Origin of the sequence: Bacteroides sp. 3_2_5, from assembly GCF_000159855.2 — a bacterium.
Classification (GTDB): Bacteria; Bacteroidota; Bacteroidia; order Bacteroidales; family Bacteroidaceae; genus Bacteroides; species Bacteroides fragilis.
In genome coordinates this window covers 1,633,419-1,650,216 of record NZ_JH636044.1, presented here as the reverse complement: position 1 = coordinate 1,650,216, position 16,798 = coordinate 1,633,419, and the positions used below count along the sequence as shown (strand labels likewise).

The 16,798-nt window shown below is 42.0% G+C and carries 9 protein-coding genes and 1 tRNA gene; 7 read left to right on the top strand and 3 right to left on the bottom strand.

What is annotated here, in order from left to right; genetic code table 11:
- Window positions 1-138 precede the first annotated feature (138 nt).
- The 4 genes from BSHG_RS11290 (at window position 139) to BSHG_RS11305 (ending at window position 4,258) form a co-directional block, all read left to right on the top strand.
- On the top strand, window positions 139-510 hold the full coding sequence (locus tag BSHG_RS11290) for a hypothetical protein (protein ID WP_155267956.1): 372 nt from the start codon (window positions 139-141) through the stop codon (window positions 508-510).
- Between the two features lie 2 nt (window positions 511-512).
- On the top strand, window positions 513-1,181 hold the full coding sequence (locus BSHG_RS11295; RefSeq protein WP_032497376.1) for a hypothetical protein: 669 nt from the start codon (window positions 513-515) through the stop codon (window positions 1,179-1,181).
- A gap of 40 nt (window positions 1,182-1,221) precedes the next feature.
- Window positions 1,222-2,280, top strand: a complete 1,059-nt coding sequence (locus BSHG_RS11300) for a hypothetical protein (protein ID WP_008659136.1) — start codon at window positions 1,222-1,224, stop codon at window positions 2,278-2,280.
- A 775-nt stretch (window positions 2,281-3,055) separates the two neighbouring features.
- Window positions 3,056-4,258, top strand: coding sequence for a HEPN-associated N-terminal domain-containing protein (locus BSHG_RS11305; RefSeq protein WP_008659135.1), 1,203 nt, complete (start codon window positions 3,056-3,058; stop codon window positions 4,256-4,258).
- Between the two features lie 78 nt (window positions 4,259-4,336).
- Here the strand turns inward: BSHG_RS11305 and BSHG_RS11310 are convergent.
- The 3 genes from BSHG_RS11310 to feoB form a co-directional block, all read right to left on the bottom strand.
- Window positions 4,337-4,408 (bottom strand) — tRNA-Cys (locus BSHG_RS11310).
- Window positions 4,409-4,459: 51 nt separating this feature from the next.
- The gene (locus BSHG_RS11315) at window positions 4,460-4,672 is read right to left on the bottom strand and encodes a hypothetical protein (protein ID WP_005786141.1); all 213 of its coding nucleotides are present in this window, start codon (window positions 4,670-4,672) and stop codon (window positions 4,460-4,462) included.
- The gene (gene feoB, locus BSHG_RS11320; RefSeq protein ID WP_005795491.1) at window positions 4,669-7,152 is read right to left on the bottom strand and encodes a ferrous iron transport protein B; all 2,484 of its coding nucleotides are present in this window, start codon (window positions 7,150-7,152) and stop codon (window positions 4,669-4,671) included. The genes BSHG_RS11315 and feoB overlap by 4 nt, the downstream gene beginning before the upstream one ends.
- A 124-nt stretch (window positions 7,153-7,276) precedes the next feature.
- Between feoB and tilS the strand changes: the two genes are divergently transcribed.
- From tilS to pbpC, 3 genes are all read left to right on the top strand, one after another.
- Window positions 7,277-8,584, top strand: coding sequence for a tRNA lysidine(34) synthetase TilS (tilS, locus tag BSHG_RS11325; protein WP_005795493.1), 1,308 nt, complete (start codon window positions 7,277-7,279; stop codon window positions 8,582-8,584).
- 258 nt (window positions 8,585-8,842) lie between these two features.
- Window positions 8,843-14,437 carry an alpha-2-macroglobulin family protein gene (locus tag BSHG_RS11330; RefSeq protein WP_008659134.1) on the top strand — a complete coding sequence of 1,865 codons (5,595 nt, stop codon included), beginning with the start codon at window positions 8,843-8,845 and terminating at the stop codon, window positions 14,435-14,437.
- 8 nt (window positions 14,438-14,445) lie between these two features.
- A complete protein-coding gene (pbpC, locus tag BSHG_RS11335; RefSeq protein ID WP_008659133.1) occupies window positions 14,446-16,785 on the top strand; it encodes a penicillin-binding protein 1C in 2,340 nt (779 codons plus the stop codon).
- Window positions 16,786-16,798 lie beyond the last annotated feature (13 nt).

Here is a 16,798-nt window from a genome sequence, read left to right as displayed (position 1 = left end):
TGACTCATCATAGGGTGGGTTGTTCGTCTATCTGCGTGCAGGTGTTTGGCGATACCTTACTGGAAATGGACGGCAGCCCACTTCTTCTTTGAATAACTCTTCTATCGGTTGCTTATGAAGAACTTCAATATTATATTTATGGATGTAATATCATTTGTAGCAATCATTCTATTGATAGCCCTGCTCCCCCATTTCATAATCGGTTGGGCTGCTTCATCTAAAATGCGTAGCTTTGGGGGTTGGACATTTTTATCTTTCATAATTTGTAATCTTTCTGGATTTTTAGAGTATGTATTTGGGACATGGGGAATATTTACTCTAATCATTTTCATTGCATTGCTTATCATGGCATTGCAGCCATCCGATGCATATAGACGAAAAGAAATCTTTGAAGAGGAAAAATTACGTGCAAATATGAGAGAAGAACAAGAAAGGCTGAAAGAAAAGGATAATGCTCCACTCATTCACAATTCCACAGGAAAAACCATTAATGATTTATACAGAAAATGACAATGAAGAAAGAAAATATACTTTGGGGCATTATAGCTATCGGCTTATTAATCGCCATTATTTCCCCCTTTCTACCATCTTTCAACAAGAATGGAAATTTATTATCAAAGGTTCAAACAACTTTACCTTCAAAGTCTCCTTTCGATAACTATAAGATAGACATTTCCACTGGCAAAACAGAAACAGAGAAAACTATGATTGTCAAATTCAACAATGTTGTTGATAAAATTACAGAAGGAGCAAACAAAAACGACAAAAAAAAGAATGCCAATAATGTCACAATATATCTTCAATATGTTGATGATTTTAATTCATATTTATCGGCAAACATTACGAATATCAGTAATTCTTTATTTGCCACGATAAAAACCAACACCAAAGGATTAGCATCAGAAATTGATAAATATTTGGAAAAATCCAATTCAAATAATATCGAGAAAACAGATAGCGAAATAGTAGTTGACTTGAATGACTATTTCAATTCAAGCACAGGTTGGGACGATGAGACAGACTGGAATTGCACAGGAATGGAAGACGAAGAATCTCAAAAGGCTTTCGATAAAGTACTTAAAAAGAACGGAATCTATTACAGTTCCAAGAAAGGAACTTGGGTTAAAAAGAAATCCAAAGCAAAATCTATTGAAGAACAAACGGTGAAAGTTGAGTTCTAATACAAAAACAACTATCTTTGAAGCTGTTAAAATATGGCTAATGATAGATAGTATAAAAATAACATTGAAAGACTTTTCGGGGAATTTTGATAATTGCAGAGAAACCTCTGAAGAAGTATTTGAACATCCAGATAAAAAGGAATACGGCAATTATCGACTTGCTAACAAGACGAAGTTTGACAAACATTCGTTAAAGGTTGCTCACGCCAAAGGAACTAATACTGTAAATATTGTTGGAAGCCTTCGCAAGCGAGCCTACCATAAAGCGACTTTTAACGACCTAACCAAAGATAAATTTGAACAGACTATTCGCAATTTAGCTAAAGATTTTAATATTTCCTATGAAGAAATTCGCAAAGCTGAATTTACTCAATGTGAGATAGGGGCAAATATTAACATGAGCTATCCTGCCAAAGAGATACTTCATATGGTGGTTGCATATTCGTCACTAAAACGAGATGATAAATGTATAGACCAAGGAACACTCTATTTTAAAACAAAAGGTAAGCAGAAGAATGAAAACAAAAGAGTGAAACTCTATGCCAAAGACATAGAGATTGCAAAGAATTCCCATTGGAAGAAAAGAGAGCGAAGAGATGAAGCCTTTGCCCGAATGCGAAAGTGCGGGAATAATATGCTAAGGATAGAGTTTACACTCAATTTTCACAGTTCTTTTCAAAGTCATCAAATGGGGCATATAGAAACCATTGGAGACCTAATTGATAATTACTATGATTTGTATGAGTTCTGGACAAGAGAAGTCGGAAAATTTGTTTTCTACAATCAGTTGGATTATAGTAATGCAAAACCTACAACAAAGGATAAGTATATTATAGCTGGATTAGAGCAGTTAGGATTTGAGTGTTTTGTCGAGGAGTATCGAGATTTACGTTCTCAAGATAAAAAAGAGCCTAAAGATATTAAAAGCGCAAGAAGCAAAGCCTATACCTCAATCCTCAAAGTATTGGATAAATACTATGACCGTCATTCGTATAATATAAACGACTTCAAAAAAGATATTGAAAAATTCCTTATTCGGAAAAGTCGCTCGGAGAGCTTCAATTTACCCCTACTACGGGGTAATTTATGGAATAATTAGTATCTCTTAATAAGTTAGAAAAGTAACCCTATATTATAACACAATATACAGTGAAGTATTGACAATATAGATAACCCCCTATATAGTGTACCCCTTGGGTGAAATAGAATACCTTAGTGTATTGTAGATGAATCACTATTCATTAATAGTTGAAACGTTGAGCCCAATGTACACTTCTTCCAGAATTATGGTCGTGGCTATTACGCTTCCTTTGTAAATGGTGGAATACGCAACCGAAGCACTACTGAGAAGGAGAAAGTGCAATCGTAATATCGAAACTTTGTAGAACAAGCGTAAAGAATGGTACGTGATAGTCCTCGCTCCTATTGAGTAGACCTATGAAGAACTATCATATGCAGTGACCAGACACTACAATCTGGCTATTATGGGCTTTGGTAGTCTTACCAGAAAGAAAGAAGCACTGTATATGCAGTGGTATGCTGACGCTTCTAAAGGAAATGCTATGCTAATAACAACCCAACGCCATACTGACCTATATCTTGGTAGGTATGCTATATAGCCCAATTGCCAAAGAATAACTAAAAGATAGTGGAGCTTTTTTGATTTCTTGACAAAGTCATTTTTTAAGCCGGCTACGGCATTTTCAATTCCAGGGCGAATACTTTGTAGTATTAATCGAGAAAACCTTGCTAAGCGAAAGTAACCACCTTAATTTAGCATTCAAGCAGGCTGTCCAGAATAAGTTAATTCACTAATCGTTTGAATCTTCCGAAAATAAAATTACTTTTGCCATATTACATTATATTAATACAATATGGGACGAATTAAACAAGATTGGATAGAAAGTCAAGAACGGGGATATAGCCTTCCCGAATTGAAAGAAAAATATGTTTGTGCAAATCACTTTGATGATTCCTATTTGAAACAATACATTAATAAAAATTCAATATCAGGAACATGTAGCTATTGCGGTAAAAAGAAAAAAGTTATTGACTTAAACCATTTAATGGGGTATATAGTCGATAAGATTATGTCCTATTATGGCAATCCAAGTGATGAAGGCTTGTATTTAGCAAGTTCATTTTTTGACGATGACAAAGAAAGAATCCCTGGGTTTCAGCGTGTAGGATGCTATGTGACCCCTTCCTTTGCCCATAATTATGAAAGTACAAAAGAACTTTTCTATGATATAAACTTAACTACAGATAGTGAAGTACTCGATAACGATATGGAAAGCTGCTTTATAAATGATGAATGGATACAGCATACACCTTATATGATGTCTGAAAGTCAAGAACTATCATTTATGTGGAAGACATTCCAAAGAATGGTAAAGCATGAACAACGGTTCACTTTCTTCAAAAGACCAGAATTTACGGGAGAGGAAGTTTCAAATGACAATGGCTTGATGGATATTCTTACTGAATTGGGAGCCAAAATTACTGCACACAATCTCTACTCAAACATTAGTGCTGGTACAGAGTTATATAGATGCAGATTTATTAACGAAGGAGAAACCGTTAATAAATTTGATGAAATAACATCTTCACCAGATAATAAGGCAAAGCAAAGCCGTATGAGTCCAGCAGGCATATCTATGTTTTATGGAGCCTTTGACAAAAAGACAGCAATAGTTGAAAGTAGTCCAGATGGAGAAGGTACAGGAAAATATGTTATAGGAAAATTCAATCTAAAAAAGAATTTGATAGTTCTAGATTTGACTAAGCTCCCAAAACCAAGCTTCTGGATAGGAAAAGATTGGGAAGGCATCGAATTTCTACATTCATTTAATCGGGAAATTACGAAACGAATAGAAAGAGATGACCGTATTCACATAGATTACATACCTTCTCAAGTATTCACAGAGTACCTGCGATATATTCATAGATTACCTAATGGAAAAAAAATAGATGGGATTATTTATAAGAGTTCCTTGAAAAGTACTGATAACAATATAGTTCTTTTCTATAATCAGCGTTCCAGTAGTGATGTTCTCGAACTTGTAGAAATAACATAATTGCGTCCCTATTTGCGCCCCCTCAAAAACAAGAAACTCCGAAACCCTTTATTATCAGTAGTTTCGGAGCTTTGCTTGAGGTTCCTGGCGGATTCGAACCGCCGTACACGGTTTTGCAGACCGCTGACTAAGCCACTCATCCAAGGAACCTTGTTTCTCGTTTGCGGTTGCAAAGGTAGTACAAATTTTGAAACTACCAAACTATCTGCAACAATTTTTCTTTGTATTCTTTTTCTTGGACGAGCACTCCTTCTGCTTCTTTTCCATCATATCCTTTAATTCACAGCCACTTGCACAACTCGCACAAGGGTTATCATTTTCCTTCACACGACGAAAAAAAAGATAAATACCATAAAGAATACGGGCTACGCACAATACAATCAGTAGCCCGACTACCCATTCCTGCCAATTCATAAAAACATTCCTCCTATCTGATAGACGGCAAATGAAACAAGCCATGCCAACGCCGTGGTATATCCTGCCGTGAAGATAGCCCACTTCCAACTACCGGATTCCTGCTTGATGGCTACCAACGTGGCAATGCACGGGAAGTAGATTAACACAAACAGCATATAGCTAAATGCCGCAAGCGGTGTAATCGGAATTCGTTCGGCCAAACTGACTACATCGGCATCGGCATCATTTGTATAGAGTACGCCAAGTGTACTTACCACCAATTCTTTGGCACCGACACCGGAGAGCAAACCGATACTCAGCTTCCAGTCGAAGCCCAACGGTTTGAGCACAGGCTCCACTGCCTGACCGATTTGACCAATATAAGAATTTTCCTGCTGTTCTGCCTGGGTAGGATAAGCATCGTGATCGGGATAATACCCCAAGAACCAGATAATGATAGAAGCAATCATGATGATTCCTCCCATCTTTTTAAGGTATTGCGCACCTTTCTCCCATGTATGGCGGAAGATGGATTTCATGGTCGGCATGCGATAAGGAGGGAGCTCCATCACAAACGGAGTATCATCCCCTTTGACCAGAAAACGACTGAACAGACGCGCCATGATAACTGCCAATGCAATGCCGATAGCATAAATAGCCAATAGGACCAAGCTACCATTCTTTGGAAAAAAAGCACCGACCAATAACAAATAGATAGGCAAACGGGCACTACATGACATCAATGGATTAACAAGCATGGTAATCAAACGGCTCTTTCGGTTTTCAATAGTACGCGAAGCCATAATAGCAGGTACATTACAACCGAAACCCATAATCAAAGGAATGAACGACTTGCCATGCAACCCCATCTTGTGCATGATCTTATCCATAATAAAAGCTGCACGAGCCATATAGCCCGAATCCTCCATCAAAGAAATACAAAAATATAATATCAGGATATTAGGCAAAAAGACGATAACTCCTCCTACTCCACCAATAATACCATCAATCATCAGATCCTTCAGCGGACCTTCAGACATATTATCCCTGATCAGATTCCCCAGTGCCTCAACAAGCCATTCGATACCCATCATCGGATATTCACCGATCACAAAGGTACCTTCGAACATCAGATACATAAAAAGAAAGAAGATGGGATATCCCCAAATGCGATGGGTTACAATAGAGTCGAGCACCTTAGTTGTCTGTTCCTGCTCCAGGTGGTTATCGGTAAAAGTCTCTTTCAGAGCACCACTGATAAAACCATATTTGGCATCAGTCAAAGCCGACTCACTATCTTCATTCATCGTCTCCTGAATGCGACGGGCTGCTTTATCCCGCTTCTTTTCTACTTCCACAGCATTGGGCAGAGTATGAATAAAACGTTCTATTTCCGGATCATTCTCCAATAACTTGATAGCAAGATAACGAGTAGAATACTTGTGACGGATAAACTCGTTCTTCGAAATCTCCTCTTTCACTGCATCAATGGCTTTCTCCAAATCGGGTCCATGATTGATATGAATATGGCGGAACACTTTACCCACCGGTTCTTTGCCATGGGTATAATCAGCCGGATGTTCACCATGGTCTTTAAAATTGGGTAAGGACTGGTGCCAATCCATAATTTCCTTTGCCACCTCCGGATGTATATGCCCTTTTTTATCAATAAAGTCGGCACCTTCATAAAGGTTGATGACTACATGAAAAAGACGGTCCACACCGATATTCCTTTTACAGACAGTAGGCACCATCGGAACTCCGAACAACTTTCCTAACAGGAGATAGTCAAGCGTATTACCACTGGCTTCCAGTTCATCATACATGTTAAGAGCCACTACCATACGTACATTCATATCAATAAGCTGGGTAGTGAGATAGAGGTTACGCTCCAGATTTGAAGAATCAACCACATTGATAATCACATCAGGTGTCTCGTCGATAATATGACGGCGCACATAAATTTCTTCGGGAGTATAGGCAGACAAAGAATAAGTACCCGGCAAATCAACTATTTTGAAGTGATAACCCTGGAAATCAAAATACCCTTCTTTAGCATCTACCGTCACACCACTATAATTACCCACATGTTCGTGAGCACCTGAAGCCAGATTGAAGAGAGACGTTTTACCGCAATTCGGGTTACCGACCAACGCCACATTAATCGTGCGTCGCTTTCCAAGAGCAACCCGTTTCAAGTCTTCCTCCTTCACATCGATATCTTCAGTAAGCCCCTGATGATAAGCAGCCTCCTGTGTTTGTGACTTTGCCTCCTGCTCGCTGATAATCTCAATCATATCAGCCTCCTGTCGTCGCAGAGAGATTTCATAACCCATTATTTTGTATTTGATCGGGTCTTTCAATGGAGCATTAAGCAATACTTCTACGGTTTTACCTTTGATAAAGCCCATCTCCACAATTCGTTTACGGAAGCCACCGTGTCCCAAAACTTTTACAATGACTCCTTTCTCACCTGTTTTTAATTCGGACAATCGCATAGTGTGTGTACCTCAAAATTTTCCGCAAAGATAATTCATAACTTTGGGGCATGCAAATTATTTAGATTGTTTTTAAATAAGGAAGATTTCTTATCATTATTAGCAAAACTATTATCTTTGCAATATGATACAAAATAGAGTAGCACAATACATCGAAAAAGAGAAGCTGTTTTGTCTGAATGACAAGGTATTGGTGACATTAAGCGGAGGGGCCGACTCTGTGGCATTGCTACGTCTCCTGCTATCAATGGGGTATACCTGCGAAGCTGCTCACTGCAATTTCCATTTGCGGGATAAAGAATCGGACAGAGACGAAGCTTTTGTGCGCCGATTATGCCATGAATCAGGGGTTCTTTTACACATAGAACATTTCGATACAACCCAATACGCCGCAAAGAAACATATTTCTATTGAGATGGCTGCCCGGGAATTACGTTATGAATGGTTCGAAACGCTTAGGAGACAACGTGAAGCCAGTGTTATCGCAACAGCGCATCATAAAGATGACAGTGTAGAAACCGTATTGTTGAACCTGATTCGCGGTACGGGTATCAACGGATTACTCGGAATTCGTCCACGAAACGGTAACATTGTTCGCCCTTTACTTTGCCTGAGTCGCGAAGAAATAATAGCCTATCTGCAATATATCGACCAAGATTACGTAACGGACAGCACCAATCTTTTGGATGAATATACCCGGAATAAGATTCGTTTAAACTTATTGCCCCTGATGAAAGAGATCAATCCATCGGTGAAAGAGAGTATCATCCGCACTACCAACTATCTGAATGACGCAGCAACTTTATACAATCAAAGTATAGGGGAGGCGCGTAAACGTATATTGACCCCCGAAGGCATCCGGATAGAAGCCTTGCTGCAAGAACCGGTACCCGAAGCCATTTTATTCGAAGTATTACACCCGCTAGGATTCAACACGACCCAAATAGATAATATAAGGCAAACGCTCGACGGACAACCAGGAAAAACCTTCCTTGGTAAAGGATGGAGAGTCATAAAAGACCGTGACCTGTTATTAATCGAAGAAGATACAACTGCAGAAAAGTCCCAGCCACCTTTCCGGTTAGTTATGGAAGAGTACGATTATACTTCTGAATTTATAATTCCAAAAGATAAAAACACGGCTTGCTTCGATGCTGACAAAATAAATAAAACATGGGAGATACGCAAGTGGAAACCAGGAGATGTTTTTATACCTTTCGGAATGACCGGTAAAAAACATGTCAGTGACTACCTGACGGATAAAAAATTCTCTTTGAGTGAAAAAGAAAAGCAATGGATATTATGCTTTGGAGAACAAATAGCCTGGCTGATAGGAGAACGTACGGATAACCGATTTAAGGTAAACGAGAACACAAAGCGGGTAATAATAGTCCGAATCGTTTCCGAACATTCAGATTTTATTGAGGAATAACCTAAAGATACGAAGCATAAATTTGAGGGTGCAAATAGTAAACTCTTTATAGGATAAATTGTATCTTTGTGAATATAAACCTTGAAAATATATGATTGATCTGGCCTGTAAACTTCCGATAGAGATACAGATGTAATAATATCTGCGATTTGACTGACAGATGGAAGCTGGTTAAAGCCTAAAGTGAAATTCAGTACAGAGTAAAGAAATATAAATCATTGGTTGACAAAATAATAATAAACTAAACGCTTATTTGCTATGAAAGGAAAAAAGAATCTTTTAATTCTATTCTCCTGTGTTCTTACAGTAATTATCGCAGGACTGTTCGCTTGCACACGCAGCGCAAAAGAAATTATTCCGTCATCGGAATATGCTCCTTATGTCAATGCTTATACAGGTGGAGTCATTTCTCAATCTTCTCCCATACGAATCGAACTGACTCAAGATCAACCAATGGTAGACCTTAACAATGAACTGAAAGACTGTCCGTTCAGTTTTACTCCATCGTTAAAAGGCAAAGCTTATTGGGTGAGTAATAACACCATCGAATTTCTTCCGGAAGAAGGAGAACTAAAGCCGGGCAAGTTATATCAAGGCTCGTTCCAACTAGGCGATTTTGTCGAAGTGGATAGCAAATTGAAAGTTTTCGATTTCTCTTTCCGGGTACAAGAAAGTAATTTCACACTGCATACCGCTCCATTGGAAATAGCCTCTTCTTCACCCGATAAGGTAACCGTAAAGGGAGAAATCCGTTTTAGTGATAAAATAACTAAAGAACAAGTTGAAAAAATACTTTCCACTAACGGTACCTCTACAATCACCATAGGATCCACATCTAATCCATTAGAATATAGTTTCATTATCAGTAATATCCAAAGAAAAGAACAGGATTACGATCTTAAAATTACAGTAGACGGGGAACCTGTCGGAATGGACAGGAAACAAAGTGAGTCCATTACAATTCCTGCCAAAGACAGCTTCCGTTTCCTTTCCGCCGAACGTATCAGTCAGCCTGAGAACGGGATACAAATCGTCTTCTCTGATCCGGTTTCTGATACTCAGGATTTAAAAGGTCTAATCGAAATACCCGAGATTCCATCCTATATTTTCCAGATTACGGATAATAAGGTAAATGTTTATTTTGAAGCCGGTCATCTCAGTAAACTGACCCTGAAAATACATGAAGGAGTGAAAAACAATCAAGGCAAAGCATTGGGCGGTTCCCATTCTATCTCTTTCAGCGAACTGAACCTGAAACCTCAAGTCGAAATATCTTCTGCAGGTGCCATCATTCCCGATTCAAAAAATCTTGTAATTCCTTTCCGGGCTGTCAGTCTGTATGCTGTAGACCTACGGGTTATCCGCATTTTTGAGAACAATGTGCTAATGTTTATGCAAAATAACTCACTGTCCTCGGCCAACGAACTAAGACGATCGGGAAGACTGGTTTATAAAAAGACACTGTTTTTGGGTAAAGATCCTTCAAAAGATCTCCATAAATGGGAAAACTATTCCATCGACCTGGCAGGCCTGATTCATCAGGAACCGGGTGCTATTTATCGTGTTATCCTATCCTTCAAGCAGGAATATTCGGCTTATCCTTGCGGCAGTGGTGAGAATCCGAAAATGCAATTTTCCGAAGAAACCGAATCTCTGACCAAGGTCAAATCTGATATCCTTTCGGAAGAAGATGAAGCCGTCTGGGACAAACCGGAAACATATTATTACTTCAGCGGGAATGAAAATGCCGACTGGAGCCAATATCGATGGGATGAACGGGATAATCCCTGCCATCCGTCCTATTATATGACGTCCGACCGGATAGCAGCTTGTAACGTACTGGCTTCCAACATAGGTATGATCGTAAAACGTAATTCGATGAACAAACTTTGGATAGCCGTAAGCAATATTCTGGACACCAAACCGGTAGAAAAAGCTAAAGTCATTGTCTACAACTTCCAGTTACAGCCTATCGGAGAAGCATTGACAGATGCGGAAGGTTTTGCAATAATAGAAACGAAAGGAACACCTTTTATTGTAGTGGCAGAATCGGAAAAACAGAAAGCTTATGTAAAAGTAGCCGATGGAGAAGAGCAGTCTACCAGTCGTTTTGATGTAGGCGGCAAAGACATCCAAAAAGGCTTGAAAGGATTTGTATACGGTGAAAGAGGTGTATGGCGACCAGGAGACACCTTGCATATCTCGTTTGTTCTGGAGGACCGTAACAAACGTATTCCGGATAAACATCCCGTAACTTTGGAGCTTTACAATCCAAGAGGACAATTTTACAGCAAACAAATTTCAACCAATGGGCTGAATGGTTTCTATACATTCAAGGTCCCGACACAACCGGAAGATCCCACCGGATTATGGAACGCCTATGTAAAAGTGGGAGGTACCGCTTTCCACAAATCACTCCGTGTAGAGACCATAAAGCCGAACCGTCTGAAAATAAACCTGAAACTGCCCGGAGAGATTCTGAAAGCTGCGGATAAAGAAGTACAAGCACATCTTTCATCAGCTTGGCTGACCGGAGCAACGGCATCGCGTCTGAAAGCAAAAGTCGAAATGTCTCTGTCGAAAGTCAATACACAATTCAAGAACTACGAGACATACATCTTTAATAATCCGGCAACAGAATTCACATCAATAAGAACCGATATTTTCAACGGTACCCTGGATGAAAATGGTAATACCGGGTTCATGCTGAAACTTCCGACCTCTGAGAATGCTCCGGGAATGCTTCGTGCCAATATCACGACTCAGGTATTCGAACCGGGCGGAGATGCCAGTATCCAGACTCTGTCAGTTCCCTACTCTCCTTTCCCGTCATACGTGGGTATCAATCTGAACCAGCCACAAGGCAGATATATCGAAACAGACAAAGAGCATATTTTTGATATCGTAACGGTCAACTCCGACGGAAAGCCGGTAAATCGTTCCGGTCTGGAATACAAAATATACCGCATCAGTTGGAGTTGGTGGTGGGAAAACGACAACGAATCATTTGAAACATACATCAACAGCAGTTCCATCACCCCCGTAGCTACGGGAAGACTCAACACAACAGGTGGCAAAGGACAATTCTGTTTCAAAGTGAATTATCCGGATTGGGGACGCTATTTGGTTTACGTCAAAGACCGTGAAAGCGGACATGCTACAGGAGGTACCATCTACGTGGACTGGCCTGACTGGCGAGGGCGTTCTAATAAGAGTGACCCGAGTGGCATCAAAATGTTATCTTTTTCCATTGACAAAGACTCTTACGAACCGGGAGAAACCGTAACAGCCATATTACCGGCATCTGCCGGTGGAAGGGCCCTGGTTACGCTCGAAAACGGTTCGTCTGTAATTCAACGGGAATGGATCGAGGTATCAGGGAAAGAAGACACTAAATATCAATTTAAGGTAACCCCTGAAATGGCTCCGAATGTTTATCTCCATATCAGCTTGCTACAGCCCCATGCACAGACGGTGAACGATCTTCCTATCCGGATGTACGGCATTATGCCGGTATTCGTGACCGACAAGCAAACCGTTCTTGAACCGCAAATCAAGATGCCGGAAGTACTTCGTCCCGAACAGGCATTCAACCTTACCATAAACGAGAAGCATGGCAGGCCGATGACATATACACTTGCCATTGTAGATGACGGTCTATTAGACTTGACCAATTTCAAGACACCGGATCCCTGGAATAATTTTTATGCCCGCGAAGCATTGGGAATCCGTACGTGGGATATGTACGACGATGTATTAGGAGCCACGGCAGGAAGCTATGGATCAATGTTCAGCACAGGTGGTGACGAGACACTGAAGCCATCGGACCAAAAAGCGAATCGCTTCAAACCTGTTGTGAAATTTATCGGTCCTTTCAGTATCGGTAAGGGGAAAAGCCGTACGCACCAAATCACTTTACCCATGTATGTAGGTTCTGTCCGTGCTATGATAGTAGCAGGTCAGGACGGAGCATACGGAAATGCCGAAAAGACAGTTCCGGTACGTACCCCTTTGATGATTCTTTCAACATTGCCACGAGTTTTGAGCACCAATGAAGAGATTGAAGTACCAGTCAACGTATTTGCATTGGAAAACAATGTAAAGAACGTCAACGTATCCATACAAGCTTCCGGTGCAGGAACACAAGTGACAGGTAACAAGCAACAAACGCTTACCTTCACTCAAACGGGTGACCGCCTGATCTTTTTCAAGTTAAAGACAGGTACGAAAACCGGAAAAGCCACCATTCATCTTACTGCCAACGGAAACGGACAAAACACCAAAGAGACCATTGAGATAGAGGTTCGTAATCCGAATCCGGTGGTCACCCTGCGTGAAAGCCAATGGGTGGAAACCGGAAAGAGCGAAGAACTCAATTATCAGTTAAGCAGTGGCTCGGAAGGAAACAGTATACAGCTCGAAGTCTCACGTATTCCGTCTGTCGACATCAGCCGCCGTTTTGACTTTCTCTACAATTATCAGCACAACTGTACGGAACAATTAACCTCTAAAGCTCTCCCTTTGCTATTTATCAGCCAGTTCAAAACAGTAGACAACGAAGAATCGGAAAAGATAAAAGTCAATGTACAGGAAGCTATCCGTCAGTTATACGGACGCCAGCTACCGAACGGAGGTTTCGTTTATTGGCCCGGAAATGCCTCGGCAGACGAGTGGATCACCTCCTATGCCGGTATGTTCCTGGTACTGGCACAAGAAAAGGGTTATGCAGTAAACAGTAATGTACTGAACAAATGGAAACGTTTCCAACGGGCAGCAGCCCAAAACTGGCAACCCGTTGCCCAAGAACAGAGCTGGTGGTATTGGCAGGCAGATTTCCAGCAGGCCTTCCGCCTCTATACATTGGCCATGGCCGGAGCACCAGAACATGGAGCAATGAACCGCATGAAAGAACTGCCTACACTTTCGCAACAAGCCAAATGGCGTTTGGCAGCCGCTTATGCACTCAACGGTAAAGAAAAAGCAGCCGGCGAACTGGTATTCAGTGCAAAAACGACTGTAGAACCCTATTCATCGAATAATTATGTATATGGTTCATCCGACCGGGACGAAGCAATGATACTTGAAACGCTATTGCTAATGAATCGTCAGCGCGAAGCCATGGAACAAGCTAAAATCGTTTCACATAATCTGACAAGAGAGACGTGGTTCAGTACACAGTCCACCGCTTTCTCACTGATGGCAATGGGACGTCTGGCAGAAAAGTTGTCCGGCACATTGGATTTCAGTTGGACACTGAACGGAAAACAGCAACCGGCAGTAAAATCAGCAAAAGCAGTATACGAGACACTTATTTCCACTTCATCACGTGAAGGAAAGGTAATTCTGAAAAACAATGGAAAAGGAGCTTTGAATGCAGACCTGATCACACGGACCCAATTACTGAACGACACACTGCCTCCGATAGCCAATAACCTGCGGATAAGTGTAAAGTACGTTGATAATAACGGTTCACCGATAGATACGCATTCTCTGCATCAAGGAACAAATTTTATGGCAGTGGTAACTGTTGCCAATACCAGCGGTACAACCGATTATACAAATCTGGCATTAACACACATCATCCCTGCCGGATGGGAGATTTTCAATGAACGAATGGCAGGACAGATTACCACTTCTGCTCCTTATAGCTATCAGGATATCCGCGATGACCGGATACTGACTTACTTTAATTTGCAACAGGGACAAGCCAAAACATTTACCGTCCGGTTGCAGGCAACGTATTCAGGTGACTTTGTCATGCCGGCCATCCAGTGTGAAGCGATGTATGATGCCAATGTACAGGCAAGGACACAGGCAGGCAGAACTAAAGTTGTCAGACAAAGCATCGAATAAGAAAACTGATGAATCAGATTCTTAAGCCACACAATCTTCCCCCCTCCTTTCAAGGGAGGGGGTGGAAGATAAGTATCAAAAGTTGGTGGAAACCTGCCCTTTTCCTCCTTCTTGTCCTGTATATATTTTGCCTTCCCAGCCAATTATTCACCTCCCCTTATTCTACTGTCGTAACAGACCGGAACGGTGAACTTCTCGGTGCCCGTATCGCCACGGATGGACAATGGCGTTTTCCCCCGCGCGACAATATTCCCGAGAAAGTTGCCACTTGCTTGATTGAATTCGAGGATCGCCAGTTCTACCATCATTGGGGAGTCAATCCTTTGGCAATAGGCAGAGCCGTAGTTCAAAACCTCAAGCACAAACGTATCGTCAGCGGAGGAAGCACCCTTACCATGCAGACCATTCGGTTGGCTCGGAACAAGCCGCGTACATTCAAGGAAAAGCTGATTGAAATGGTATGGGCCACCCGTTTGGAATTTCGTAAATCTAAGAAAGAGATACTGTCACTTTACATTTCACATGCCCCCTTCGGAGGAAACGTAGTAGGACTGGATGCGGCCGCCTGGCGATACTTCGGACATTCGGCTGAAGAACTATCATGGGCAGAATCGGCCATGTTGGCTGTACTCCCCAACTCACCCGCCATGATCCATCTTTCGAAGAGTCGGCAAGCACTCCTCGATAAACGGAACCGACTATTGACACACCTGCATAAAAAAGGAATTCTGGATACTTCGACATATGAACTGGCCATCAGTGAACCACTCCCGCAGGAACCTTTACCTCTTCCACACATAGCGCCTCACCTGACAGACTATTTCTATCAAACCCGAAATGGAAAATACTCCGTATCGACCATCGACAGAGGTATACAGACCCAAATTGAAAGTTTGGTAGAACGATGGAACAGTGAATTCAAACGGAGTGACATCCGTAATCTGGCGATTCTTGTGATTGACATCCGGACGAATCAGGCGATAGCCTATTGTGGCAATGTACATTTCGACAAAGAGCAGAGCGGCAACCAAGTAGATGTCATCCGGTCGCCACGGAGCACCGGCAGTATTCTCAAGCCTTTTCTTTATTATGCCATGCTACAAGAAGGAGAAATTCTCCCAAATACTTTGTTGCCGGACATTCCCGTCAACATCAATGGGTTCGCTCCACAAAATTTTAATCTGCAATTTGAAGGAGCCGTACCGGCCTCGGAAGCCATTGCACGCTCTCTTAACATACCTTCGGTAACAATGCTGCAACGTTACGGGGTACCTAAGTTCCACAGTTTCCTGAAACAAATCGGACTGACTACCCTGAACCGTCCCTCAAGCCATTACGGACTTTCTCTGATTCTGGGAGGTGCAGAAGCCACGTTATGGGATATCACTTCGGCCTATGCCAACATGGGACGCAGCCTCAACCGGTTACCTCAATTCCCGTGTACACTCCTCCTGTCGGATTCCATCTCCGTTCATCGTCCATCGTTCCAATCCGGAGCCGTCTGGCAGACTTTTGATGCAATAAAAGAAGTGAACCGACCGGAAGAAATAGACTGGCGTACCATTCCTTCCATGCAAACCATTGCCTGGAAAACCGGTACCAGTTATGGTTTCCGGGATGCCTGGGCAGTGGGTGTAACTCCTAAATATGCAGTGGGTGTATGGGTAGGGAATGCTACGGGTGAGGGAAAACCCGGGTTGGTTGGTGCCCGTACGGCAGGCCCTGTCCTGTTCGATGTATTTAACCTGCTCCCTTCTTCTCCCTGGTTCGAACGTCCTCAGGGCGAACTGGTTGAAGCAGAAATTTGTCGGCAGTCCGGCCATCTGAAAGGACGATTCTGTGAAGAAACAGATACTTTGCTGATCCTTCCGGCAGGTCTCAAAACAGAAGCTTGCCCTTATCATCACCCGGTCACCTTATCGGCAAATGAACGGTTCCGAATATACGAGAATTGTGCCAATAGCGAACCGGTTGTCCGCCGTAACTGGTTTACCCTTCCTCCCGTATGGGAATGGTATTATAAGCAACATCACCCGGAATATCGTCCTCTCCCTCCCTTTAAATCAGGATGTGGAGAAGACCGGTTCCAACCGATGCAATTTATTTATCCGCCAATGGGAGCCCGTATCCATCTGCCCAAACAGATGGATGGCAGCAAAGGGCAGTTGACTGTCGAACTGGTTCACAGTCATCCGAATACAACCATCTACTGGCATCTGGACGAGACATACCTGACGCAAACGCAGGACTTCCACAAACTTTCTCTCCGTCCGTCCCCCGGCAAACACTCCCTGACGGCAGTGGATGACGAGGGAAATACAATTTCGACAACGTTCTTTGTGGAATAGCCTCTAAAATGAT